Annotated in this window: 21 protein-coding genes; 11 read left to right on the forward strand and 10 right to left on the reverse strand. The window is 57.7% G+C overall.

The features are described from left to right. Positions 1 to 42: 42 nt before the first annotated feature. Genes FZE95_RS15735 through FZE95_RS15745 form a run of 3 tightly spaced genes read left to right on the forward strand, consistent with a single transcriptional unit; the run spans position 43 to position 3,040 of the window. Positions 43 to 762, forward strand: a complete 720-nt coding sequence (locus FZE95_RS15735) for an endonuclease/exonuclease/phosphatase family protein (RefSeq protein ID WP_150301917.1) — start codon at positions 43 to 45, stop codon at positions 760 to 762. Next, positions 759 to 1,994 (forward strand): cardiolipin synthase ClsB, encoded by a 1,236-nt coding sequence (gene clsB / locus FZE95_RS15740; RefSeq protein WP_150301830.1) that lies wholly within the window; start codon positions 759 to 761, stop codon positions 1,992 to 1,994. Before FZE95_RS15735 ends, clsB begins: the two co-directional genes overlap by 4 nt. After that, on the forward strand, positions 1,991 to 3,040 hold the full coding sequence (locus FZE95_RS15745) for a lysylphosphatidylglycerol synthase domain-containing protein (RefSeq protein WP_150301831.1): 1,050 nt from the start codon (positions 1,991 to 1,993) through the stop codon (positions 3,038 to 3,040). Before clsB ends, FZE95_RS15745 begins: the two co-directional genes overlap by 4 nt. Here FZE95_RS15745 and glgB read toward each other — a convergent pair. The 6 genes from glgB to FZE95_RS15775 all read right to left on the reverse strand — a co-directional run bounded on the left by glgB (position 2,996) and on the right by FZE95_RS15775 (position 13,144). Continuing rightward, the gene (glgB, locus tag FZE95_RS15750) at positions 2,996 to 5,212 is read right to left on the reverse strand and encodes a 1,4-alpha-glucan branching protein GlgB (RefSeq protein ID WP_150301832.1); all 2,217 of its coding nucleotides are present in this window, start codon (positions 5,210 to 5,212) and stop codon (positions 2,996 to 2,998) included. The two genes, FZE95_RS15745 and glgB, sit on opposite strands and share 45 nt — an antisense overlap. Then, positions 5,209 to 8,529, reverse strand: coding sequence for a maltose alpha-D-glucosyltransferase (gene treS / locus FZE95_RS15755; protein WP_150301833.1), 3,321 nt, complete (start codon positions 8,527 to 8,529; stop codon positions 5,209 to 5,211). Before treS ends, glgB begins: the two co-directional genes overlap by 4 nt. Continuing rightward, a complete protein-coding gene (locus FZE95_RS15760; protein ID WP_150301834.1) occupies positions 8,529 to 10,544 on the reverse strand; it encodes an alpha-1,4-glucan--maltose-1-phosphate maltosyltransferase in 2,016 nt (671 codons plus the stop codon). Before FZE95_RS15760 ends, treS begins: the two co-directional genes overlap by 1 nt. 66 nt (positions 10,545 to 10,610) lie before the next feature. Continuing rightward, the gene (locus FZE95_RS15765) at positions 10,611 to 11,465 is read right to left on the reverse strand and encodes an SDR family oxidoreductase (RefSeq protein WP_150301835.1); all 855 of its coding nucleotides are present in this window, start codon (positions 11,463 to 11,465) and stop codon (positions 10,611 to 10,613) included. Between the two features lie 208 nt (positions 11,466 to 11,673). Next, positions 11,674 to 12,567, reverse strand: a complete 894-nt coding sequence (ku, locus tag FZE95_RS15770) for a non-homologous end joining protein Ku (protein ID WP_150301836.1) — start codon at positions 12,565 to 12,567, stop codon at positions 11,674 to 11,676. 94 nt (positions 12,568 to 12,661) lie between these two features. Further along, on the reverse strand, positions 12,662 to 13,144 hold the full coding sequence (locus FZE95_RS15775; protein ID WP_223825094.1) for an MgtC/SapB family protein: 483 nt from the start codon (positions 13,142 to 13,144) through the stop codon (positions 12,662 to 12,664). A gap of 176 nt (positions 13,145 to 13,320) precedes the next feature. On the opposite strand from FZE95_RS15775, the gene FZE95_RS15780 reads away from it, so the two are divergent. The 3 genes from FZE95_RS15780 to FZE95_RS15790 all read left to right on the forward strand — a co-directional run bounded on the left by FZE95_RS15780 (position 13,321) and on the right by FZE95_RS15790 (position 14,952). Next, positions 13,321 to 13,545, forward strand: coding sequence for a hypothetical protein (locus FZE95_RS15780; protein ID WP_150301837.1), 225 nt, complete (start codon positions 13,321 to 13,323; stop codon positions 13,543 to 13,545). A gap of 237 nt (positions 13,546 to 13,782) precedes the next feature. Continuing rightward, positions 13,783 to 14,061 (forward strand): hypothetical protein, encoded by a 279-nt coding sequence (locus FZE95_RS15785; protein WP_150301838.1) that lies wholly within the window; start codon positions 13,783 to 13,785, stop codon positions 14,059 to 14,061. Between the two features lie 603 nt (positions 14,062 to 14,664). Further along, entirely contained in the window at positions 14,665 to 14,952 is a 288-nt protein-coding gene (locus tag FZE95_RS15790) for a hypothetical protein (RefSeq protein ID WP_150301839.1), read from the forward strand. A gap of 21 nt (positions 14,953 to 14,973) precedes the next feature. Here FZE95_RS15790 and FZE95_RS15795 read toward each other — a convergent pair whose 3' ends face one another. Next, positions 14,974 to 15,192 carry a PLDc N-terminal domain-containing protein gene (locus FZE95_RS15795; protein WP_150301840.1) on the reverse strand — a complete coding sequence of 73 codons (219 nt, stop codon included), beginning with the start codon at positions 15,190 to 15,192 and terminating at the stop codon, positions 14,974 to 14,976. Positions 15,193 to 15,365: 173 nt separating this feature from the next. Here FZE95_RS15795 and FZE95_RS15800 point away from each other — a divergent pair, with 173 nt between their 5' ends. The 3 genes from FZE95_RS15800 (at position 15,366) to FZE95_RS15810 (ending at position 18,016) form a co-directional block, all read left to right on the forward strand. Further along, the gene (locus FZE95_RS15800) at positions 15,366 to 15,743 is read left to right on the forward strand and encodes a Rho termination factor N-terminal domain-containing protein (protein WP_150301841.1); all 378 of its coding nucleotides are present in this window, start codon (positions 15,366 to 15,368) and stop codon (positions 15,741 to 15,743) included. A 130-nt stretch (positions 15,744 to 15,873) separates the two neighbouring features. Continuing rightward, positions 15,874 to 16,563, forward strand: coding sequence for a DUF4142 domain-containing protein (locus FZE95_RS15805; RefSeq protein WP_150301842.1), 690 nt, complete (start codon positions 15,874 to 15,876; stop codon positions 16,561 to 16,563). 256 nt (positions 16,564 to 16,819) lie between these two features. Then, positions 16,820 to 18,016 (forward strand): CaiB/BaiF CoA transferase family protein, encoded by a 1,197-nt coding sequence (locus FZE95_RS15810; protein ID WP_150301843.1) that lies wholly within the window; start codon positions 16,820 to 16,822, stop codon positions 18,014 to 18,016. A 429-nt stretch (positions 18,017 to 18,445) separates the two neighbouring features. On the opposite strand, the gene mdoH is transcribed toward FZE95_RS15810, so the two are convergent. The 3 genes from mdoH to FZE95_RS15825 are packed head-to-tail and all read right to left on the reverse strand — an operon-like array spanning position 18,446 to position 22,411. Next, a complete protein-coding gene (mdoH, locus tag FZE95_RS15815) occupies positions 18,446 to 20,599 on the reverse strand; it encodes a glucans biosynthesis glucosyltransferase MdoH (RefSeq protein WP_150301844.1) in 2,154 nt (717 codons plus the stop codon). Continuing rightward, a complete protein-coding gene (locus tag FZE95_RS15820; RefSeq protein WP_150301845.1) occupies positions 20,599 to 20,850 on the reverse strand; it encodes a hypothetical protein in 252 nt (83 codons plus the stop codon). Before FZE95_RS15820 ends, mdoH begins: the two co-directional genes overlap by 1 nt. A 10-nt stretch (positions 20,851 to 20,860) precedes the next feature. Beyond that, positions 20,861 to 22,411 carry a glucan biosynthesis protein G gene (locus FZE95_RS15825; RefSeq protein ID WP_223825095.1) on the reverse strand — a complete coding sequence of 517 codons (1,551 nt, stop codon included), beginning with the start codon at positions 22,409 to 22,411 and terminating at the stop codon, positions 20,861 to 20,863. Positions 22,412 to 22,686: 275 nt separating this feature from the next. Here FZE95_RS15825 and FZE95_RS15830 point away from each other — a divergent pair, with 275 nt between their 5' ends. Together FZE95_RS15830 and FZE95_RS15835 are read left to right on the forward strand one after the other, a co-directional pair. Then, positions 22,687 to 22,869 carry a DUF2806 domain-containing protein gene (locus FZE95_RS15830; RefSeq protein WP_150301846.1) on the forward strand — a complete coding sequence of 61 codons (183 nt, stop codon included), beginning with the start codon at positions 22,687 to 22,689 and terminating at the stop codon, positions 22,867 to 22,869. A 99-nt stretch (positions 22,870 to 22,968) separates the two neighbouring features. Further along, a complete protein-coding gene (locus FZE95_RS15835; protein WP_150301847.1) occupies positions 22,969 to 24,030 on the forward strand; it encodes an endonuclease/exonuclease/phosphatase family protein in 1,062 nt (353 codons plus the stop codon). The last annotated feature ends 6 nt before the right edge of the window (positions 24,031 to 24,036 follow it).

Raw genomic sequence — 24,036 nt, forward strand, 5'->3', positions numbered from 1 at the left:
GCCAAAACTCAACTCGCCCCACCGGTACATTCCCTACGCATCATGACCGCGAACGTACACAAGGGTTTTACCTTCTTTAACCGGCGCTTCATTTTGCCGGAGTTGCGCGACGCGGTTAACACCACATCGGCTGATGTTGTGTTCATGCAGGAGGTGATAGGCGCGCACCGGGTACACGCCGAACGCTGGCAGAACTGGCCTGATACGCCACAATACGAATTTCTCGCCGATACCATGTGGCCGGATTTTGCCTACGGGCGCAACGCGGTCTACCCGGACGGCGACCATGGCAATGCGCTGTTGTCCAAGTTTCCGATTCTGCGCTACGACAATCTTGATGTCAGCATCAGCGGCACCGAGGAACGCGGCATGCTGCATTCGGTACTCGACGTACCGGGACAGCGCGATGTGCATGCCATCTGCGTGCATCTGGGCCTGCGCGAAACGCACCGGGATGAGCAGCTGCGCCTGTTGAGCAAATTTCTTGAAGGCTTGCCGGCTAACGAAACGGTTATCGTTGCTGGCGATTTCAACGACTGGCGCCTGCGCGCCGACCGCATCATGAACGAATGTGGCATGACTGAAGCCTTCGTCAACGCCTTCGGTAAACCGGCGAAAAGTTTCCCGGCGCGCTTGCCGCTGCTGCGTCTGGATCGCATCTACGTGCGCAACGCGACGACCCATGCGCCTGCAGTACTTTCACAACGGCCGTGGTCTCATTTATCAGATCACGCTCCCCTGGTTGTCGAGGTACGACTATGAGATTCAACTGGCAGGAAGGCAATGACGTCGAGCTGCTTATCAATGGTGAAGAATTCTTCCCCCGCGTGTTTGAGTGCATTCGCGCCGCTCGCAAGGAAATCCTGCTCGAAACCTTCATCGTTTTTGACGACAAGGTAGGTCAGGATCTGAAGGAAGCGCTGATTGAGGCGGCCTCGCGTGGCGTCCACGTGGAAATGATCGTGGACGGTTACGGCACTGCAGAACTGAGCAGCGACTATATCGCCGAGCTCGCCGCAGCCGGTATTGTCATGCAGATGTTTGATCCGCGGCCTCGCCTGCTGGGCATGCGCACCAACCTGTTCCGCCGGTTGCACCGCAAGATAATCGTTATCGATGCTGAGGTCGGCTTCGTCGGTGGCATCAATTTTGGCGCTGACCATCTCGCAGATTTCGGTCCGCTGGCCAAACAGGATTATGCGGTGCAGGTACGCGGACCCATCGTGGCTGACTTGCACCGCGCCAGCCGCGCAATCCTCCAGCACAGCCCGGTCACCGAGCCGCTGCCGGCAATCAAACCCGTTACGGCACGTGCCGGTAACGCGCGCATCCTGCTGTCAATCCGTGACAACCAGACCCACCGCACCGACATTGAAGAGCAGTACATCCGCGCTATACGGTCCGCCAATTACCGCTTGCTGTTGGCCAACGCCTACTTCTTTCCCGGCTACCGGATTTTGCGGGAGTTACGCAATGCCGCACGGCGCGGGGTGAAAGTGACACTGATCCTGCAGGGCCAACCGGACCGGGCATGGGTGCGGGCGCTGTCGGTGCTGTTATATAACTATCTGCTGCGCGACGGCGTCGTCATCCACGAATATTGCGAGCGGCCGCTACACGCCAAGATCGCACTGGTCGATAAGGAATGGTGCACCGTAGGCTCCAGCAATCTTGATCCCCTGAGTCTTTCGCTCAATCTCGAGGCGAACCTGTTCATTCGCGACGCTGACCTGAACCAGCAACTTTATGAGCACCTTGTCGAGCTGGGCAACAGCAAATGCCAGCCGGTTACCCTGAAGGTCGCTGCGAGGGGCTATTGGTGGCGGGCTCCGCTGATTTCAGCCAGCTTCCACTTCCTGCGTCATTTCCCGGCCATCATCGGTTGGCTGCCCGCGCATACCCCCCGATTGGAACCTGTAACGGACGAAGTAACGCCGGTCGATACGGACGCCACAAATCCGGAGCTAGCCTGCAGCCAAGAGAAGTCACCGTGAAGAAAAACCACTCTGAAGCATCCCCGAAGAACGATAAACGCGCTCGTAGAATCACCTGGCTCAAACGCGGGGTCACACTGTTCTTTTTCATCGTAATCCCGGTTCTGCTGTTCAACATGATCAAGAATGTCGAATGGCAGGAAGTGAAAGAGGCCCTGCAGAGCTATAGCCTGCCGACCTTGTTGGCAGGTGCCGCCATCACGCTGGCCAGCTATCTGGTGTTCAGCAGCTACGATCTGCTCGGGCGTTACTATACCGGTCACAAACTGAAGGTCACGCAGGTGCTGCCGACGGCCTTCGTCTGTTATGCCTTCAATCTCAATCTTGGCGCCTGGGTGGGCGGCATTGCGTTGCGCTACCGGCTTTATTCCAGGCTGGGGTTGAGTGTCGCGACTGTGACGCGTGTTCTGAGTATCAGCCTGCTGGCCAATTGGGTGGGTTACATGATCCTTGCCGGGACGGTGTTTTCGCTGCGCCTTATGGAGCTGCCAGAGAACTGGGCCATCGGCACGACGACCTTGCAGCTGATCGGCTTCGCCCTGCTGGCGGTGTCGCTGGCATACCTGCTGGCCTGCCGGTTCTCGTCCAAACGCATCTGGAAATGGCGTGACCACGAGATCGAACTTCCCTCGCTGCGGCTTGCGCTGATGCAAGCTACGCTCGGTGCGGTCAACTGGTCGCTGATGGCAGGGCTGATTTATATGTTGCTGCCCGAAGAAGCGTTCTTTCCGTCTATTTTGGGCATTCTGATGGTCAGCAGTATCGCGGGGGTGGTGACGCACATTCCGGCCGGGCTGGGCGTGCTGGAGGCGGTCTTTCTGGCGCTGCTTCAGCATCAGATCCCCGCAGGCACCCTGCTTGCGGCGCTGATCGGCTATCGGGCTATCTACTTTCTGTTCCCGTTGTCCATCGCGCTGATCATGTATCTGGTAATAGAAAAGCGCGCTAAAACCCTGCGCAAGCAGGCCGGGACAGACAAACCCGACCCGCAAGGCGCACAGTCAGACGATGTCACCCGCCTGCGGACGCAGGATGAGCGTGCCTAACGGCGGGAGATCCAGTACCAGCGATACCGGCTGACCATGGGCGACCTGATCCTCAGTCATGGTCTCCGTGGTACAACCCGCGTTGGAGCCGGCGTACTGCTCGCCGTCGCTATTGAGCAACACTGTCCAGGCGCCTTCCAAAGGCACACCAATCCGGTAATTATTGCGCGGCACCGGAGTGAAGTTATGAACCACCAGTAACGGCGCGCCCGCTTCTCCCTTGCGCAACCAGGCATAGACACTATTGGCCTCGTCATCCCCTATCAGCCATTGGAAACCAGCTTCCTTGCCATCCAGCTGATGCATGGCCGGCTCTTCACGGTAAACGCGATTCAGCTCCTTCATCAGCGTCTGTACGCCCTGGTGCTCGTTATAACGCAGTAGATACCAGTCCAGTTCGTGGTCATGGTTCCACTCGCGCCAGGATCCGAACTCACAGCCCATGAACAACAACTTCTTGCCGGGGTGCGTCCACATGAAACTCAGGTACAGACGCAGGTTGGCGAATTTCTGCCAGCGGTCACCGGGCATCTTGTCCAGCAGGGACTTCTTGCCGTGCACCACTTCGTCGTGCGAGATCGGCAGAATGAACTGCTCAGTGAAGCCGTACAGCAAGCCGAAGGTCAGTTGGTGGTGGTGATAACGCCTGTGTACGGTTTCTTCGGCCATATACGTGAGCGAATCATGCATCCAGCCCATGTTCCACTTGTAGGAAAAGCCGAGCCCCCCTTCCCGGGTCGGATGACTCACGCCCGGAAAGGCGGTGGATTCTTCAGCGATCACCAGCGCGCCGGGGACTTCGGTCCCTACTACATCGTTGAGATGTCGCAGAAAGTCGATCACCTCGAGGTTTTCCCGGCCACCGTATTTGTTCGGGATCCACTCGCCATCCTTGCGCGAATAATCCCGATAAAGCATCGATGCCACGGCATCCACGCGCAGCCCATCGATGTGGAACTGACGTAGCCAGTGCAACGCCGAAGCCAGCATGAAGCCGTGCACCTCGGTCCGTCCGAGATTGTAGATATAGGTGTCCCAATCCTGATGGAAACCCTCGAACGGATGTTCGTATTCGTAAAGTGCGGTGCCGTCGAAACGTCCCAGACCGTGTTCGTCAGTCGGGAAATGCGCAGGAACCCAGTCAAGAATCACCCCGATACCGACGCAATGGCAGGCATCCACGAACGCAGCGAAATCCTGCGGCGTGCCGTACCGCGCGGTCGGCGCGAACTGTGAGAGCAACTGATATCCCCAGGAGCCTCCAAACGGGTGTTCCATGATCGGCATCAGCTCGATATGGGTGAATCCCAGGTCCTTGATGTAGGGAATCAGGCGTTCGGCGAGTTCATGCCAGCTGTAAAAACGGCCATCACCATCCTCACGCTGCCAGGAGCCGGCGTGCAGTTCGTAAATCGACATCGGGGCGGAATGCGACTGCCGTTCAGGCCGCTGCGCCATCCATTCCTGATCCTGCCAGTGATGCTGCAGCGGGTCGGCAACCACCGAGCCCGTGGCGGGTGGCGCTTCGGTGGCTAGCGCTACCGGGTCCGCGCGCAGCGGCAGAATGCCGTGCTGGCCGAGTATTTCGTATTTGTACACCTCGCCAGGCTGCAGGCGTGGAACGAACAGCTCCCAGATCCCGGAGGGATGTCGCTGGCGCATCGGATGGCGGCGGCCGTCCCAGCTATTGAAGGGGCCAACCACCGAAACACGGCGCGCATTAGGCGCCCAGACCGCAAAGCGGACCCCATCGACGCCGTTGATATTCATTACCTGCGCGCCAAGGCAATGTCCCAGGTCACGGTGATTGCCCTCGGCGAACAGATACATATCCATCTCGCCGAGCAGCAGACCGAAGCAGTACGGATCTTCTGTTTCCTGCATACCGCTGGCCCAGCGAATGCGCAGTCGGTATGCACGTCGATCCGGCAAGCGCCCGACGAACAATCCCGGAATCTGCGGCTGCTCCATCTGCCCCAGCACCTCGCCGCTTTCTGCGTCGATCAGCTCAGCGCTCAACGCGTTGGGCAGATAACTGCGTACGACTATTCGCCCGTTAATTTCGTGCGGACCGAGTACCGCGAAGGGGTTCCAATGTTCGGCCCGTACCAGCGCCTGGGTATCGACTTCCGCCAGGCGAAGATCGTCGTCGGACGTTTGGCTATCCATCATAAGTTGTCCTCAAGCTGCTGAACGAGCTCGGCCAGACCGTTAAGCGGAACGCTTATCCAAGTCGGACGATGCTCTGTTTCGTAAAGAATTTCGTAGGCAGCCTTCTCCAGACTGAACAGAGTGAGCGCTGCGTTTTCACCATCAGCGTCGGCCCAGTCATGTGCAATCTCGGCTGCGGCCTGCCGATAGGCCTGCAGGAAGGCGGCGGTCGATCTGTTTCGATAATCGCGAACGATCTCCTCGCGGCTCTGTTCGGCTTCGTCAGAACTGTCCGTGCTCTGGGCGTTGAGGCATGCCATGGCGACGGCGTAATCGATCGAGCGCAGCACGCCGGTCACATCCTTGTAGGGGCTGAGCTTGGCGCGGCGCTCCTGCAATGGACGGGACGGCTCCCCCTCGAAGTCAATCAGATAGGCGTCGCCCTTGACCACCAGAACCTGGCCAAGGTGCAAATCACCGTGGACCCTGAAACGCAACCCGCCGACCGCTTTCGCCGCCAGCTTGTCGATCTGCTGATCGAGGCGCTGTTGCTGTTTGCGCAGACTGCGAACCAGGGCAACGTCCTCCTCATCCAGCTGGGCTTCGCTGCCTTCAAGGGCACCCAGGGCAGACTTGAGCTGCTCGCGGATACTTTGTGCCCATCCCTGCGTGTCTTCCTCGCGGGTAGGCTCCGGGGCGAAGTCAGGATTATCGGTGGGGGACGAAAGCGCAACGTGCATTTCGCCCAGGCGTTGCCCGAGCGCTGCGGAGAATTCCTCCAGCTCGGTCAGTGCGCCGTACTGGTTCTCGTGTTGCGATATACCGCCAGCCATCTGGTCGCGGATTGCGCGGTCCAGGGTGACCAGGGTCCATTGCCAGGCATCGCCCTGGTTGTCCAGATAACCCTGCAGAACCATGAGTGCGTAGGGTTCGCCGGAGGGGTCGGTGCGGGTGACCTGACCCAGCATCGGCGCGCAGTTTTCGAAGCCGCGATCGGTCAGATAGGCACCGATCTCCAGTTCAGGATGGATACCTGCGTGTACGTGCCGAATCAGTTTGAGCACCATCCTGCCGCCGATGATGACCGAGCTGTTGGATTGCTCGGCGGACAGATATCGGATTTCGACATCATCCTCAAACTCCATCGACGACAAGGCTTCACTGCCCTGGAAGGCCAATGCCCCGCGCTCGGTCTCGACAGATTGCCCGTCACGCAGCTGCTTGATCAACGCGCGGATGAAGCTTTCCATGGTGAAGGCGTCGGTCAGCAAACCGACCTGGCGCCCACGACGGATGCGCGCCATCGCCAGCTGTTCGGCCAGTACGCTGCTATCGTCCTCTCCGATGAAACCCAGCGGCAACTGATAGTAGTCGACCTGATCACCGGTCTTGACCTCAACCTCACTGAGCAACGCCTGATGGGCGCTGTCCCCGAAGGGAACCGCATACAGAATACGCGCCTTTGGCTGCCGCGCTCCCGCTCCGGCAAACCAGCGCCGCTTGGGCAGATAGGCCGGCAAGGTCTCCTTCTCGAGGATTTTGAGCGGCTGCTCATCGAGCACTTCCTGAAGTTGTCGTTTCAGAACCAGGGTCGCCATTTCGGGCATCCTCTCTGGAGGTTCGACGTGCCAGCTAGGCATCTGCGTCTGTTCTGCCAGCAGGAACCAATAGAAACCATAGGGCGGCAACGTCAACAGGTAGCTGAGCTGGCCGATGGGCGGAAAGGCACTGCCGCCGATCATCTCGACTGGCACCTTACCGACATACTGACTGAGATCGAGCTCTACCGCCTGGGCAGCTCGGGACACGTTGGCTACGCAAAGAATCGTATCTGTCTGACCCTGTTCATCCGTGTACTCACGCAGATAAGCGAGAATCCGCCGGTTGGGCGGTGCCAGCATTTTCAGCGTACCGCGGCCGAAGGCCTGCTGCTGCTTGCGCACCGCCAGCATCCGCCGCGTCCAGTTGAGCAGCGAATGCGGGTCAGCTGACTGCGCTTCGACGTTGATCGTCTGATAGCCATACAACGGGTCCTGAATCGGTGGTAATACCAGACTGGCCGGGTCCGCGCGGGAGAAACCACCGTTACGGTCCGCTGACCATTGCATGGGCGTGCGCACACCATCGCGGTCGCCGATAAAGATGTTATCGCCCATGCCCAGCTCATCACCGTAATACAGCGTCGGCGTACCGGGCATCGACAGCAATAGGCTATTGAGCAACTCGATACGCCTGCGATCCCGCTCAACCAGCGGTGCGAGCCGGCGACGGATACCCAGATTGATGCGCGCCCGGCGATCCGCGGCGTAATAATTCCACAGGTAATCGCGTTCGCGGTCGGTCACCATTTCCAGCGTGAGCTCGTCATGGTTGCGCAGGAAGATGGCCCACTGGCAGTTGGCCGGAATGTCCGGCGTCTGGCGCAGGATGTCGGTGATCGGGAAACGATCCTCCTGAGCGATCGCCATGTACATGCGCGGCATTAGCGGGAAATGAAAGGCCATGTGGCACTCGTCACCCAGGCCCTCCTCGTTGCCACCGAAGTACATCTGGGTGTCTTCCGGCCACTGGTTCGCCTCGGCCAGCAACATACGGTCGGGGTACAGGCGATCCAGTTCCGCGCGGATCTTTTTCAGCACCACATGGGTTTCGGGCAGGTTCTCGTTATTGGTGCCGTCGCGCTCGATCAGGTAGGGGATGGCGTCAAGACGGAGACCATCGACCCCCAGATCCAGCCAGAAACGCATGACCGATAGCACTTCCTTGAGCACTTGCGGATTGTCAAAGTTCAGATCCGGCTGATGGGAATAAAAACGGTGCCAGAAGTACTGCCCGGCGACCGGGTCCCAGGTCCAGTTTGACGTCTCGGTATCGAGAAAGATGATCCGCGTGCCGTCGTATTTTTCATCCGTATCAGACCACACATAGTAATTGCGCGCCGCCGATCCCGGCTTGGCCCTGCGAGCACGCTGAAACCAGGGGTGCTGATCCGACGTATGATTGATGACCAGCTCGCTGATAACCCGCAGGCCACGCTTGTGCGCCTCGGCAATGAAGCGCTTGGCATCGGCCATCCGGCCATAATCCGAATGCACCTTGCGGTAGTCGGAAATATCGTAGCCGTCATCGCGTCGCGGTGAGGGGTAAAATGGTAGCAACCATATGGTATTCACACCCAGGTCGGCGATGTAATCAAGCTTGGCGATCAGCCCCTGAAAATCCCCGATACCATCGTTATTTGAATCGAAGAACGATTTGACGTGCACCTGATATATGACCGCGTCCTTGTACCAGAGTGGGTCATCGATAAAGGCTGCACTACGTTGTTTTTTTGGCATTATTGGTCTCTCTGATGTAACGGCCGCAGACGCCAGATACCAAAGGGCTGGTTCCATGGCTCGATACGCATCCATTGGGTCATGCCATACCAGGTCCAGGTATGGCCGGTCATAAGGTCTTCGCCAATCATCTCGGCATCTTCGGGCAAGCCGAACTCCCACAACGGCAGTTCGAAGTGCGCTTCCTGGGCGTTGTGTGGATCCAGGCTGATGGCGATCAGGATAAAGTTCTGAAGATCCTCGGTGCGTTTGCCGAAATACAGAATATTGTCATTCCAGGCGGTGTAGGCCTGGAATCCCAGGTGCGTCTGCAATGCCGGATTGGCGCGGCGGATACGGTTGAGATGGGTGATCTCGGCGACAATGTTGCCTGGGGCATGGTAATCGCGCGGACGGATCTCGTACTTCTCCGAATCGAGATACTCCTCCTTGCCCAGAACCGGGGCAGACTCACAGATCTCGAAGCCTGAATACATGCCCCAGGACCCCGCGCCCATCGTTGCCAGGGCGGCCCTGATCAAAAAGCCGGCTCGCCCCGATTCATGCAGAAAGTACGGATTGATATCCGGCGTATTGACGAAGAAATTCGGCCGATAACAATCACGCCAGGGCTGCTGATTGAGCTCGGTGAAGAATTCCTGCAGCTCATGTTTGGTATTGCGCCAGGTGAAATAGGTATAGCTCTGGCTGAAGCCGAGCTTGCCCAGGCGGGCCATCATGGGTGGCCGGGTGAAGGCTTCAGAGAGGAAAATCACGTCAGGATGACGGTCCCGGATATCAGCTATCAACCATTCCCAGAACGGCATGGGCTTGGTATGCGGATTGTCGACCCGGAACATTTTTACGCCATGCTCGACCCAGCCGAGCACCACATCGCGCAGGGCTGCCCACAGCGATGGCACCGCGTCGTCCGCGTAGAAATCAACGTTGACGATGTCCTCATACTTCTTCGGCGGGTTCTCGGCGTGCCGAATAGCGCCGTCCGGTCGCCAGCTGAACCAGCCGGGATGTTCCTGGAGCCAGGGATGATCAGGCGAGCACTGGATCGCGAAATCCAGCGCAATCTCCAGCTTGTGTGCCTGGGCGGCCTCGACCAGAGCGTGGAAGTCATCCAGCGTACCCAGTTGCGAATGAATCGCCTCGTGTCCGCCCTCGTGGCTACCGATGGCATAGGGGCTGCCGGGATCATTCTCCCCCGCAATCAGCGAGTTGTTAGGGCCCTTGCGGTGGGTGCGACCGATTGGATGAATCGGCGGAAAATACAGCACATCGAAATTCATCGCGGCGATATCCGGCAACCGCTCGATCACATCGCGAAACGTCCCGTGGCGCTGCGGATCATCTGTCACGGAACGGGGAAACAGTTCATACCAGCTGGCAAATTCCGCAGCGCGTCGATCCACCTCTACCGGGTAGGCCTCGCTGCGCACTTTGTGCGGGTGCGATTCGCTGGCGATCACTGCGTCAACGGTTTGCGGTGCCAGCATGATGCCAACTTTGTCATCAACTTCAGAAGTCTCGGCCAGCTGGCGCAACACATCGTCGAGCACGCTGACCTGCTCGGATGGCGCGTGCTGCTTGACCTGACGCAGCAGCTGCTCGCCCTCCTCCAGCTCCAGCGGGACCGGGACACCTGCGGCAAATTTCTTTTTCAACTCGTCGCAGTAGGTTGCGTAGGTATCCACCCAGGCTTCGATGGCAAACTCCATTCGCCCCAGCTGATCAGGCACGAACCGGGCTCGCCACACATCGTTGGCAATGAATTCCAGTGGCACACGTTGCCAGCCGTCATCCCGGATCGAGCGCCAGATCAGGCGCCCACCGAGCTTGTCGTGACCGTCGGAAAAGACCACGGCGGAGACCTCAACGGGTCTGCCCTGAATAGCCTTGGCTGCGAACCGACCCGACTCAACCTGCGGTTGCACGCTTTCAATAGCAATGCGCGGAAGCCGGACCGCATCATCAAGGGATAGAACAGCACCATGCGAATGCTCGTTGGTATGTTCAGACGACATCTGTTTAGGCTCCTGAAGCCCGGATTGGCCGGGCAGTGGAAAGTCGGGCGGTGCACTCATCGGCTATCAACCGTTAACGACACTGCCACCGTTGATGTGAAGAACCTGGCCACTCATATAGCTGGAGTCGTCACAGGCAAGATAGACGTAGGCCGGGCCGAGCTCGGCGGGCTGCCCGGGACGTTTCATCGGGGTATTGGCGCCGAAGGTTTCAACATTCTCGGCGTCAAAGGTGGAAGGAATCAGCGGCGTCCAGATCGGACCGGGCGCCACCCCGTTGACGCGGATCCCGCGCTCCGCCACGTTCATCGACAACGAACGGGTGAAGGCTGTGATTGCACCTTTGGTTGATGAATAGTCGAGCAGCATGGGGCTGCCCTTGTAGGCGGTTACCGACGTGGTATTGATGATAGACGCACCGGCCTGCATATGCGGCAAGGCTGTCTTGGTCAGCTGAAACATGCCGAAAATATTGGTGCGGAAGGTCTGCTCCCATTGTTCCTGAGGGATATCCTCAAGGTTCTTGCGCGGATGCTGTTCGCCGGCGTTGTTGACCAGCACGTGAATCTGCCCCCACTCGGCGACCGTTTCCTCTACCACTTTTCGGCACAGGGCCTCTTCGGCCACATCACCGGCGTAAACCTTTACCTTGCGCCCGGCACGCTCGACTTCCTTGCGGGTGTGCTCTGCGTCGGCATGCTCTTCGAGATACAGCATGACGATATCGGCCCCCTCCCGGGCGAAGTGCACAGCCACGGCACGCCCGATACCGCTGTCAGCGCCAGTCACGATTGCGACCTTGCCCTCCAGCTTGCCTGCGGCTTTGTACTGCTCGGAAATATAAATGGGTTCTGGATGCATTTCGCCCTCTTTGCCGGGGCGGTGTTTCTGATGCTGGGGGGGAAGCGTCTGCTCGGACATAATGACCTCCGAAGGTGAAAACCACGTGTATCTTCGGACAGAACCGCGGAAACATTGGTTCCTGTCAATCGGGACGGATCGGCAATAAGCGGATGAAGTGGAGACGGGAACGCCCGCAGATGAATTGCTTCGGGGTGGTTGTCCGGACCTGGCCAAGGTGTCGCGGGGCGTCTTATCACCGCGATGTGCCCGCGGGACGCCCCTGGATCTAGCCGCGTGAGGCCCGTTTAGGTTTTGGCGCCTCATCTTCCTTGTCGCTGCTCTTGGCCTTGCTGCTGCGCGCAGGCGCCTTGCCGCCGCCCTTGCCCCCAGGTTTGCCGCCCAGGCTGCGCTTGAGCAGTTCGGTGAGGTCGGTAACATCGGCGCTGCGACGTTGCTCGACGCTCTCTTCTTTTTCCACCGACTCGATCTTGCCCTTGGCCGCCTTTTCTTCGACCAGCTCCATGATCTTGTCCTGGAAGTCGTCGCGGTATTCCTCCGGCTGCCAGTCGCTGCTCATGTCCTTGATCAACCGGGTAGCCATATCCAGTTCCTTCTTGGTCACCTTCGCCTCGGTTACGGCATCGGTCAATTCAAGCGTTTCCAGCCCACGCACATCGGCTGGCCAGCGCAACATCACCAGCATCAGAGCGCCGTCAAGCGGCATCAGCGCAGCAAGGCGCGCCTTGGTCCGTATCACCACATTGGCAAGGGCGACCTTGTTGGTCTCCACCAGGGCTTCACGCAGCAAGGCGTAGACCTTTTCGCCGCGCTTCACCGGGCTCAGGTAATAGGGCTTTTCGAAATTGGGCAGCGGAATCTGCGCACTGTCGACGAATGAAAAGATATCTATCGTCTGGGTTGCCTCCGGGTGCGCAGCGCGGATTTCATCCTCGCTGATGACCACGTACTGACCCTTCTGCAGCTCGACGCCCTTGACGATATCGTCGCTGGTGACTTCCTTGCCGGTGGTCTTGTTGATGCGCTTGTAGCCGACCGGATCCATGCTGCGCTTGTCCAGCCAGTCAAAATCCACTCCCTGCGAGGAAGTAGCCGAGACCAGACCGACAGGAATATGGACCAGACCGAAACTGATTGCACCTTTCCAGATTGATCGGGGCATTGCCGTTACTCGCGTTGAGCCTGTCTTCGGATGACCTTGATGTACCGGGAAAAGTTTCATTCCGGCCTGGGGATGAGCGGAGAGTCATTCACCCTCAGGGCCCGCGCTCCTCCTCGCGCCGCATCATCAATGGCAGGAGATGCAGAATAACCAGAGCGATCAGGGTACTGACCATCGCGGTCATCTCATGCCCAAGCCCGACCGCGACACCGATAGCCGCGGTGAACCAGATCCCCGCTGCGGTAGTGAGCCCTTTGACGTCCATAAGGCTTTCGGTCTTGATGATAGTCCCTGCCCCGAGGAAGCCCACCCCGGCGACGATACCCTGGATGACCCGACTCATGGCGTCATCCATGGCGCCGTCCTGCAAGGACGCTACAACGAATAGCGCAGCGCCGAGCCCTACCATCATGTGCGTTCGGATGCCGGCCGCCTTGCCCTGCTGCTCACGCTCGTAGCCAAGCAGCCCTCCGAGAAAAGCCGCGATCAGCAAACGCATGGTCACCCGCGTTGCGCTCTCGATGTCATCCAGATCGGAAAACTCGCTGATTATGGTGGCGAGTATCGTGTCCCACACTTGTTCTGCCTCCTCATTCCTCTATCGCTCCATGCCGAGCAGCAGCGACCCAACGCCCCGCTTCTGCTGTGACTACCGCTCAGCTTAGTAGTTTGATTGCCTCCTGGCGGCGACGGAACTAATGGGTGTCAGTCCAAGGTCTACCTGAGTATCACACCCCAAAAATGGAGAGACCCATGGCTAAGAAAAACCTGTTCCTCGTGAGCTACATCCTGGACAACCAACCGCAGACCTGTGAAATCGAGTCCGATGCCCAGACGCTGACGCCTGAGCAGGCGCTTCCGCTGATCAAGGATAAAAACACTGACATTGGAACCGGAAACGTGACCGATGTGCAGGTTCAGCACATGGTGGAACCCAAGGAAGAAGGAACAACCCCTTCACACCATATTCAGTCCTGAGCAGACCCGACCGACTGTCTCAAACAGAAATAATTCGGGAACTATCAAGTGGCCATGTTCTCGAAGGAGCACAACAGCGTATCGCGAATGACCGCTTCGCTTGTTCAATTTACGGCCGAAGCGGTTGTGCCCCAGCACCTGCCCAATACTCAGGGTTAACGCTGGTAATGATACGAGCTGGCATTTATGACGCACGGAGCCCCGGCAGGTTTTCGTGTTAAACCAGGGAGGTTGGCCATGAGCCCGGAAAGTTATGTATTACTGTTAATCGCCTGCTGGCTACTGCTGGCCAGCTCAACGCTTTGGGGAATACTACGCGTCACCCGTCGGCACTACCCCGAACATCCCGACACCGCAAACGAGCCGATCTCTGAGCAAGACCTGGCGCATCGCAACCCCGCTCGCCCACGCCTGTGGCTTATAACCAAAGGATTCAGGCTGCTGATCGCCATAGCGCGACTACCCTCGACGATCACACCTGCGCTGTTGCTACAGAGACGGACCAGTACGGACTGATCTACCTTTAACAGTCGCGTCCGCACTCACCAAACCCAACGCCCGCCTCAGAACCCCGTCCACGGGTTGGCTGTTCCGCACCGCTTTATATTGCAAAATATAATAACGCTGACTATTTTTAGCTTAACTTAGTCAATTCCAACGCTCAATTCCTCAGCGTGCCCCGAACTATTCCGGATATATTTTCGATATTTGTACCATTGCGAGACCATACTGCATTTGCTCGTCGCAAATCTTAAGCTACTCTCAGAATTCGCTTGCTCACAAGTTACGGTACTGCTAAAAAAGTAACTGCTAAGACCAAAAAAATTAAATAGCGAAGGAACTTCTGACGAGACTAGCGAAGCAATGCGTGAAGAATGGAGTCGGACAGGTTCCGCTTGACGACTCAGCCTCACTGCAGCTTTGCGCTGATCTGTGGCGCCTTTCAATCCGCCTGTTCAGCTTCAGGACCTTCTCCGTAATAACGGAATATTCGGTGAGCATCCCGACGGCCAGTGTCCATCTGCCGACGCATTTCGGTTTGTTGCCACGATCTTGAAACAAGGGACGAGCAACCTTATATCGAGCGTATGGGGCAATCCAATGAGCACAGGGCTAGCCATGAAGAGGTCTGAACACCTAACCGTTACGGACATCGAAACCGTATTGAACAATTCCATGCGATCAGTGCGTAGCAAATGCAGAGTTGAAGCGGATCGCACCCTTACCGTCCAGCTCAATTATCAGGATGAAGATTTCACTGTAGTGGGTATCAGCCGAGATCAATACCGTGACGTTCAGTCACTGCGGCAACTAGGCCGACATCTCCTCGAAGAGATTGAAGCGACGATTATCATGAGCGCTATGCGCAACAACACATCACTGCGCGCCAAGGCTCAGGCCCATTGAGGGCCGCCCAGATAAATCGTGCTACTTACTGTGCTCTGGAGAAGCCGGCGCTTTCGCCATTCCCCGGGGCCCCATCCGCGCCCAGATTATCCAGCCGATGACGGGCAACAGAAAAATAAGCGCAATCCACCCGTACCGGGTCTGCTTCGGCTTGTCGCTCTTGAGGATATTCGCCGCCAGCCAAATATCTACCAGCAAAATAACCACCAGCGTTACACCGACCAGTAAAAAGGGTTCCATCGTTCCGCTCCTCAACTAAAACTGTCTAGTAGTATGGCTGCACCCGCTCGGCCAAGTTCAAAAATTCCACGCCTGCCACACCGTTCATCCCCCGTGATGAACTCGCCAAACCGCGTCCAGTCATAACTCACACAATCGAAACGACTTGTCATTGGCGGCGAGGAGGATATTCCATGCCACGCGGAAGCAAGGACAAATACACCGATAAACAACAGCGCAAAGCCGAGCACATAGAAGAAAGCTACGAAGAGAAAGGCGTCTCCGAAGGTGAAGCCGAGGCGCGAGCCTGGGCCACCGTCAATAAACAGTCCGGTGGCGGCGAACGCTCCGGCGGCTCCGGAAAAAAGAAATCTTCACAACAAAAACACCAGGATGCCAGCCAGTCCGCGCGGCGCGCAGTCGCAACCAAGCGGGGTGAGCCTCGAGAGGATCGTTCGCTTGAGTCTGAAACCAAGCAAGAGCTCATGCAGAAAGCGCGGGCAAAGAACATTCATGGCCGCTCGTCGATGCGCAAGCAGGAACTGGTTCAGGCGTTGAAAAAAGCATCCTGACAGAGCAGTTGAATTACCGTTGCAACTCATAGCGATCGCGGCGGCCGGAACAATAGCTACATAACACGCCGGCTTCCGGTCGCCTCAAGACCACATTCTGGAACTGATAAGTTTCCAACCGGGAGAACTCATGAATACCTTGCGAGCATTGACTATCGGGGCCGCTACCTTAGGGGCCGCCGCGTTTATCTATCATAAGATGTCAGAGCAGAAGAGCTTTGGGCCAGCGCGCTTTATCGATACTGCAGCAGCCAAGGGATTCTCAGAAATCGAAGCAGCGAGACTCGCTCTGGAAAAGACCAATTCGGTCGAGGTGAAATCCTTCGCCTATAAAATGATTGAGGATCACCTTGAAATCAACAAGGAACTCAGACAGTTAGCCCGCGAAAAAGGCCATGAACTGGACGAAGAAACAGACCTGATCAATAGAGCTCGCTCAATGCTGCTCAGCCTGCGGGAAGCGGATAGCTTCGATGTTGCTTATGCGGACCATCAGGTCGCGGCACATGAGCAGATCGTTGCCATATTCCAGCAAGGCGCTCAACTTGACGATTTTGAAGTGAGCAATTTTGCCCAGACCACGCTGAGCAAACTCGAACACCATCTCAAAATGGCCAGGGCCCTGACCAAAAACCTGCGCGAAGCACCAACACATCCAATCGACAAATCCGAAGCCGACCGTAAATCGCCCGGAGACGACGCGGGGAACAAGCCCGCCCCGCAGACGAGCAGCATGCCGTTGGTCGATAAAGATGCGCCCGAGGTCAGCACAGGAACACCCCAACAGAACCGCGGAAATGCCGCTAATCCGAAGCACTGACCATACCCGTCGGGCTAGAAGATCGAAGCTGGAAGCTATCGCTGGAGGCTGAAGGCTCGCAGCAGAAAGATATCGCCTGGAATAAAACAACAAACAATAACTCGGACCATTCCCCCCTTTGACAAAGGGGGGTCAGGGGGGATTAACTTTTTCAGCTGTTTGATTCGCGCGCACAACAAACTTCGAACACGCCACCGCGCTAAAGCGCAGCGCAATCCGGTTAGAATGATTCGATATTCGACGCACCGGAGCTGGCATGAACGCGAACAAACCCCTGAAGGGCCTCAAGGTAGTCGAACTCGGTACGTTGATCGCAGGTCCGTTCGCCGCGCGAATATGCGCGGAATTTGGCGCAGAGGTCATCAAGGTCGAGTCGCCCGATGGTGGGGACCCGCTCCGCAAATGGCGCAAAATCTATGAAGGCACATCCCTTTGGTGGTTCGTACAGGCGCGCAATAAAAAGTCGCTCACGCTGGATCTCAAGCACCCGGAAGGCCAGCGCATCTTGCGCGAACTCCTGGCCGACGCAGACATACTGATTGAGAACTTCAGGCCTGGCACCCTGGAAAAATGGGGACTGGGCTGGGAAGCATTGCACGAACTCAATCCGGGCCTGGTCATAGTTCGACTCTCAGGCTTCGGACAGACCGGTCCGATGAAAGATCAACCGGGGTTTGGCGCAGTCGGCGAATCAATGGGAGGTCTGAGATATATCACCGGTTTCGAAGATCGCCCACCGGTACGCACCGGCATATCGATCGGGGATTCCATCGCTGCCCTATGGGGAGTGATCGGCGCGCTCATGGCGCTGCGTCATCGCGACGCCGGCAGCGGCGAGGGCCAGATGGTCGACGTGGCGCTATATGAAGCGGTTTTCGCCATGATGGAAAGCATGGTGCCGGAATATGACGTTATGGGATTCGTGAGGGAACGCAGCGGCAACATCATGCCGGGCATCACGCCCTCTTCTATCCATACTTGTGGTGATGGCAAGGCCGTTCAGATCGGCGCAAACGGCGATGCCATCTTCAAGCGCTTTATGCATGCTATTGGGCGCAACGACCTGGCGGAGGACGCCAGCCTGGCCGACAATGCCGGGCGGGATGTGCGCCGTGACGAACTTTATGCGGTAATTGATGAGTGGGTAGAAAGCCAGACACAGGAACAGGTATTGGATGTACTCGCGCGCGCGGAAGTCCCTGCAAGCCGAATATTTTCAATCGCCGATATGTTCAGCGATCCGCAATTCCTGGCTAGGGAAATGTTTACTCAGGGCACACTACCAGACGGCAAGCCGTTCAAGATGCCGGGAATCATCCCCAAACTGTCCGCTACCCCAGGGTCGACGGAGTGGACCGGGCCAGCCCTTGGAGAACATACCGATGCGGTACTGTCAGACCTCGGGTATGCACAGGGACAGATCGAAGCATTAAGACAACGCAAGATCGTTTAAGCGGACGGCGCCGTGCCTGCACGACGCGACCGCTTTGCGAGGCGCCTTATGTTACGCGCCATCGTTTAGGCGATTAACGGAATCCAAGGAAGGAAAGGATAGCCAGGACAATTACCACAGCGCCAACGATGTATACGATGTTATTCATGAGGTTACCTCTTATGAAATTAAGAGCTGAACCGCATGTATCTGCGGTCCCATTTATTTAACGGTCGGGCCTGAATACCCCTAGGCCGTTCCCGTTGAAATTTTGGACAGCGCAACGTCCATAAAAGTTTGTTCTGATCTCACGTTAGCATTCATATAATTTTGCGCTGCGGGCAACTTACGGCGGTCAACTCAGGCAGGTGCAGCAACCTGCCTATAATCTTGCGCGAGCGGTGCGAGATATGACGGAAGCCCTGCTTATTGAAAATGCCGCATCAGGTTCTAGTCAGTAAGAATCGCGGGGGGCAGCCCTTGGTCTTCACGCCGGCGCGCCTGCATGCGGATTCCGAGTATGCGACCCCACGGCGAATCTACTGGCGCCTGCCATGCCTGGCGATGCAACCAGAGCAGAGAGGTTGCATCGCCAGCCAGGGCACTCTGCTCAACCTTGTCCAGCGCTCGCGGCCCCTGGTCCAGACAATCATGGCAGAGATGCTCAAGCCAGGCAGCACGTGGACCACGGCGCCTGTCCCGGGCGAGTGAGACTTGCAGGGCATTGATTCGCGGATGAATGACCGCTTCATAGAAAGCCGGGAAATCACTGCTGGCCGTCTCCAGCCCGCGTGTGTCCGCAAGCCCATCGACCAGGTCCGAGCCTTGCGTCTCCTCTGGAATCATCAGCAGCTTCCGACGACGCAGCCCTTGCCCTACCCGCACTTTGCCCAGGATGACAAATATCGGTGCAGCCAGTACCAGTGGTAGCGCGACCGGCAGAGACCAGAGGAAAAACATCGGGTCCAGCCACCAGGCAAAGGAGGACCAGGAGATCGCCAGCAACGTCCCTATCGCCTGGTTGAGAATGGCCTTGCCCCAGCCAATTTCACCCGCACGGTTCTGCCCGGCCCAGCGCAAAGTGACATTCAGCACCGCCTCCAGGATGTACCGTGAGTGCGCCAGCATGCGAATTGGCGCCAGCAAGGCCGAGATAAAGATCTCCATCAAAACGCCTGCAGTCATACGCACGAACCCACCGAACGCCTCGGCCCGCCCGCTCAACAGCGCGTCGATCAACGCGAGGAATTTAGGCAGAAACAGCAACGTCATGGTAATGGCGACCAGGACGACAGCGCGTATCGGCTCCCACTGCGGCCAGAGCGGATGGAGCTGGTGCGGATCCGGAAAATAATCGATAGGCATCAGCACCATGCGCGCTGCTTCGACGGTAGTCAGCACCAGGAATGCCAGCCAGAGTGGCGAGGCAAAATACGACATGATGCCGTTGACTAGCGCCATGCGGTGCGCGGCGCGCATGCCCTTGCCGCGCAACAATAACCATAGATGTTGCATATTCCCTTTCGCCCAGCGTCTGTCACGGGTCAGCTCTTCTACCAGGGTCGGCGGCGACTCTTCATAGCTCTGATCCAGCCCTGGCTCAAGCCAGACCTCCAGACCGGCCCGTCCCATATAAGCGGCCTCGACAAAGTCATGACTCATGATCGGTCCGCGAAACAGCCCCCAGCCCGGCAGCTTGCGCAACCCGCAATGTTTCATGAAGGGTTGGGTCCGCAGAATTGCGTTATGTCCCCAGAATGCAGCTTCGCCCAGCTGCACTGCTGCCAGGCCAGTGGTGAACAATGGGCCATACAGCTGATTGCCGAATTGTTGTACGCGGGCAAATACCGATTCGCCGTTGAGCAACGCCGGAGAGGTCTGCAGAATGCCCACACGGGGATGACGCTGCATCAGCTGAACCATGCGCACCAGCGTTCGTCCACCCATGAGGCTGTCGGCGTCGAGCACAACCATATACGGATAATTACGTCCCCAACGGCGCAGAAAGTCTCCGATATTGCCGCTTTTGTAGTTCAGATTCAGCGTCCGGCGTCGGTAGAACAACCGGCCCTCGGCACCCAGCTCCTTGCACAGGCCCGCCCAGGCAGTCTGTTCCCTTAGCCATATGTCCGGATCGCGGCTGTCGGAGAGGATATGGAAGTCAAAATGGTCCAGCTGGCCGGTGCGCTCGAGGCTGCGATATACCGATTTCAGCCCACTCAGACTGCGCTCGACCGACTCGTGGTAGATCGGCATGACGATCGCCGTGCGCGCGAGCGCCGTGCCCGCCAGCGTGGCCTGATCCTGCTGTGCCAGAAGTGAATGACGATCGCCGCCCATCCGACGAATGCAGAAGCCGATCAACCCCACCCAGAAGCCGATGGAAATCCAGGTGAACAGAATAGCGAACAGCACCGCCATGGCTATTTCCAGCGCGGTGCCGCCGTTATAAGGCAGCACTGAAAGCATGAAATAGGTAGCAACGGCCGTCTGCAGCAACACCGCCAGCAGCAGGAAGCTGCGGCGCCACGCCGCGGCACAGCGCCAGCGCGACGCACTCAGGTGCCGGTCGGCTTCGGGTAACTCTGAACGGAGGGCAGTCATCAGTGCGTGCCGTAACCGATACTGCCGCGGCAGATCGGCGGGGCCGGCACCGGCACACCGGCAGGCAATAATTCGAAGCGCTCTTTGACCATCTCCATGCAAGTCTGAAAGAAATCCGGCGCATCCGCTTCAAGCGCCTCGGCGACAATGCGCAAGGCCTGTCGCTCGACGCCTGCATCGATGTTCACACCAGTCCATTGTAAATACGCAAGCACCCTGGCAAGCGCAATTTCAGCCCGGATCGGCTGCATGGAAAGCTCCTTATTTGCGCTGGATCACACCGAGCACGCCGTTGCCAGGCGGAAGCTCGTAGCTCCACGTTTCGCTGAGAGTGTCTTCGTGCTGACCGAGATAGGCGCGCAGTGCCAGGGGTTTGTCCGCTACCGGCCGCGCCAGAACGGATAATCGCCAGCGCTGCAGCGGTTCAACATACTCGACAAAATGCTCGAGCACTTCGGTGCCTTCCAGACCGCTGACATGGCCAACGACCGGTGCGTCTGGCTCAAGATCAGCGAGCGGGCCATCAGCAAAGTCCACGATCACCCGAACCGAACCTGGCTGGGTCCCGCCGCCCACGCGCATGCCATCACCAAGATAGGAATCTACCGCACGTCCCAGAGGTTCATTCGCCACCCGGTCACCGCCAAATCGTGCGGTGTAGTTGAAATGCAGCGACTGCTCCTTGCTGATCTGGCCATCAGTGCGCCAGAACGCCACCACATTGTCGTTGGTTTCGTCTGAGGTCGGCAGTTGCACCAGTACTACATGGCCCTGGCCCCAGTCACCTTCAGGTTCGATCCAGGCGCTGGGTCGCGTTTCATACCGGGCCTCAAGATCCATATAGCTGGTGAAATCGGTATCGCGCTGTAGCAGACCAAAGCCGCGCACATTATGCGTAGCGAAGTAATCAATACTCAGGGTTTGGGGATTGCGCAGCGGTCGCCACAACCATTCATCACTGTCGCCGTCGTGTATCAGCAAACCATCCGAGTCGTGAACTTCCGGCCGCCACTCACCGGGCGGCAGCAAGGTATTCTCGCCGTAATAGAACATGCTGGTCAGCGGCGCAAGCCCGAGCATTTCCACCGGATTGCGGGGGAACAGTGCCGATTCGACCTTGAGCGCAGTCTGTTCGCCGGGCATAACTGTAAATTTGTAGGCGCCGGCGAGGCTTTCGCCATCCAGCAGTCCATAAAAGGTCATGGCTTCCGCGTTACCTGCGGGCTTCTCGAGCCAGAACTCAATAAACGAGGGAAATTCCTCGCCGCTGGGCAATCCGGTGTCGACTGCTATGCCGCGACCCGACAGGCCAAAATTGTTTTCCTTGCCCACCGCGCGGTAGTAGCTGGCGCCAGCGAAAACGAGGAACTGGTTCATGACATCAGCCCCCTCAAAGGGAAAGGTCAGCTTGAACCCTGCGTAGCCCATATCGGCGGGTACCAACCGCTCGATATCCGGATTGGGGTAGGTGAACTGCCGCTTCTCGAAGTTGACCGGATCCACTGCTCCCTGATCCACGACGTTGATCCGCACCGCATGGTTATAGAACAGCCCCGGCGGGATCATCATGACCTTGAACGGCGTCTCGTCGTCGTGCCAGAGGCTGCTCTCTGGCTTGAAGCGAATCCCCTGATAATCCTGGTAATTGAGATCGCGAAGAAAGCGCGGCACCTGAGCGGGTGCCGCATAGGGATTCAACGCCAGTTCTCTGGCTTTTCCGATAACAGTTTCGAAGTCGAAATTCTGTTCCTGGGCCAGAAGCGGCATAGACAAAACGAAGGGCAATGCCCTGAGGAGAAACCTGATCATCATTAAGCCGTTCCTTGCGAGCATTCAAGCGCTAAACAGTTGACCCCGAACGGGCCGTTAGGGTCGGTTTCCGTTTGATCGCGGGCTGCGATGAAACGGGACCAGCCCTGGTGTCCTCGGCCGCCAGGCCGTCGGCCACTTCCCTGACCACGCACACAAATACGCAGCTGATTAGTGCCAGGAACCATCATGAAGTTCCGGACTCACCCGGACGGGCGTATTCTGCAACCGGCCGCTACATCCTTTACACTGTTTGGGTACACAATCAGGAGCGCTACATGGCCAAGCCAAATTACTCGTTTGAAAAACGTCAGCGAGCGCTGAAAAAAAGCAAACAGCAGGAGGAAAAGCGTCAGGAAAAGCTCGCACGTAAAGCCGCAGGTGATAGTGAGACCGACCCGACTGCGGGCGATCCGGCTACCGATGAAAATGCCCAGGACGACACCGGCAGGAGTGAATAGCCCGCGCTTGTTGATTTGCCCATTGGTAATTTCAACTGCCCCTGAAAAGGGCATGCGCCCGCGTTGCCTGATCCATAACGTGCGTTTACGGAGGAGACTTTGCTGACACTGCCATTATTCGTTCTGGCCCTGTTATTGCTGAGCATGACACTGCTGGCGAAAATCCGCCTGCACGACTGGTGGCTGCGCGCGTGCGAATTTCCGCGCCTGCAGATCGCAACCCTGGCCTTGCTGGTGATCGTGCTTTCAGCCTGGAGCGAAGAGCCATGGCAGATCCCGACGCTGGTCTGCGGAGGCCTGGTTCTGGCAGGCCAGCTGTACCGTATTCTGCCCTGGACGCGATTGTGGAAATTGCAGGTATTGAGCGCCGATGATGCGGACAAGGACAGTTGCATTACGCTGCTCATCTCCAATGTGCTGACCCCCAACCGCAACGCGGAGGGTCTGATCAGCCAGATTCTGGAACATCAGCCAGACATTATTCTGACTCTGGAGTCTGACAGCTGGTGGGGTGAGCAACTGGACGCCGCGCTGACTGACTGGCCACACCGGGTCAGCATTCCCCAGGACAACCTGTACGGCATGCATCTGTATTCACGCTTGTTGTTGCAGGATATCGAGGTCAAGCGCTTGATCCAGGACGACATTCCGTCGATTCATGGTGGCGTCGAACTCAGGGATGGCAGCACCATCAATTTTCATGCTTTGCATCCACGCCCACCCGCGCCCAACGAGAGCAAGGAGTCACTCTGGCGTGACGCCGAGCTGTTGCTGGTCGGCAAGCATATTCATGAACGTAACGAGCCCGCATTATTGATTGGCGATCTGAATGATGTCGCCTGGTCCCGTACCACCCGCACGTTCAGCCGCGTGAGCGGGATGCTGGATCTGCGCTGTGGCCGTGGCATGTTCAATACCTACAATGCCTGGCACGTGCTGCTACGCTGGCCGCTCGACCATATATTCGTTACCCGGCACTTCAAACTGTGCGCAATCAAGCGACTGAAAAAGTTTGGCTCTGATCATTTCCCCATCATGGCAACGCTCTGCTACACGCCGGACGAAGCGCATGAGCACGAAAAGCCGACAGCGGACGCCGAGGAGAAAGAGCAAGCCCGCGAGACAATCGAAGAAGCACGCTCACGCGATCAGGAAGAGTGACGTGCG

It is taken from the genome of Pseudomonas profundi, assembly GCF_008638305.1.
In the GTDB taxonomy this organism is placed as follows: domain Bacteria; phylum Pseudomonadota; class Gammaproteobacteria; order Pseudomonadales; family Pseudomonadaceae; genus Halopseudomonas; species Halopseudomonas profundi.

What these genes read in the sequence shown, in the direction of transcription:
- FZE95_RS15780 (WP_150301837.1), top strand. Translation starts at nt 13,321, where the DNA reads ATGGCTAAGAAAAACCTGTTCCTCGTGAGCTACATCCTGGACAACCAA.
- FZE95_RS15760 (WP_150301834.1), bottom strand. Translation starts at nt 10,544, where the DNA reads ATGTCGTCTGAACATACCAACGAGCATTCGCATGGTGCTGTTCTATCC.
- FZE95_RS15795 (WP_150301840.1), bottom strand. Translation starts at nt 15,192, where the DNA reads ATGGAACCCTTTTTACTGGTCGGTGTAACGCTGGTGGTTATTTTGCTG.
- FZE95_RS15765 (WP_150301835.1), bottom strand. Translation starts at nt 11,465, where the DNA reads ATGTCCGAGCAGACGCTTCCCCCCCAGCATCAGAAACACCGCCCCGGC.
- glgB (WP_150301832.1), bottom strand. Translation starts at nt 5,212, where the DNA reads ATGATGGATAGCCAAACGTCCGACGACGATCTTCGCCTGGCGGAAGTC.
- FZE95_RS15785 (WP_150301838.1), top strand. Translation starts at nt 13,783, where the DNA reads ATGAGCCCGGAAAGTTATGTATTACTGTTAATCGCCTGCTGGCTACTG.
- FZE95_RS15820 (WP_150301845.1), bottom strand. Translation starts at nt 20,850, where the DNA reads ATGCAGCCGATCCGGGCTGAAATTGCGCTTGCCAGGGTGCTTGCGTAT.
- FZE95_RS15805 (WP_150301842.1), top strand. Translation starts at nt 15,874, where the DNA reads ATGAATACCTTGCGAGCATTGACTATCGGGGCCGCTACCTTAGGGGCC.
- treS (WP_150301833.1), bottom strand. Translation starts at nt 8,529, where the DNA reads ATGCCAAAAAAACAACGTAGTGCAGCCTTTATCGATGACCCACTCTGG.
- FZE95_RS15800 (WP_150301841.1), top strand. Translation starts at nt 15,366, where the DNA reads ATGCCACGCGGAAGCAAGGACAAATACACCGATAAACAACAGCGCAAA.
- FZE95_RS15825 (WP_223825095.1), bottom strand. Translation starts at nt 22,411, where the DNA reads ATGATGATCAGGTTTCTCCTCAGGGCATTGCCCTTCGTTTTGTCTATG.
- FZE95_RS15810 (WP_150301843.1), top strand. Translation starts at nt 16,820, where the DNA reads ATGAACGCGAACAAACCCCTGAAGGGCCTCAAGGTAGTCGAACTCGGT.
- FZE95_RS15735 (WP_150301917.1), top strand. Translation starts at nt 43, where the DNA reads ATGACCGCGAACGTACACAAGGGTTTTACCTTCTTTAACCGGCGCTTC.
- FZE95_RS15830 (WP_150301846.1), top strand. Translation starts at nt 22,687, where the DNA reads ATGGCCAAGCCAAATTACTCGTTTGAAAAACGTCAGCGAGCGCTGAAA.
- ku (WP_150301836.1), bottom strand. Translation starts at nt 12,567, where the DNA reads ATGCCCCGATCAATCTGGAAAGGTGCAATCAGTTTCGGTCTGGTCCAT.
- mdoH (WP_150301844.1), bottom strand. Translation starts at nt 20,599, where the DNA reads ATGACTGCCCTCCGTTCAGAGTTACCCGAAGCCGACCGGCACCTGAGT.
- clsB (WP_150301830.1), top strand. Translation starts at nt 759, where the DNA reads ATGAGATTCAACTGGCAGGAAGGCAATGACGTCGAGCTGCTTATCAAT.
- FZE95_RS15790 (WP_150301839.1), top strand. Translation starts at nt 14,665, where the DNA reads ATGAAGAGGTCTGAACACCTAACCGTTACGGACATCGAAACCGTATTG.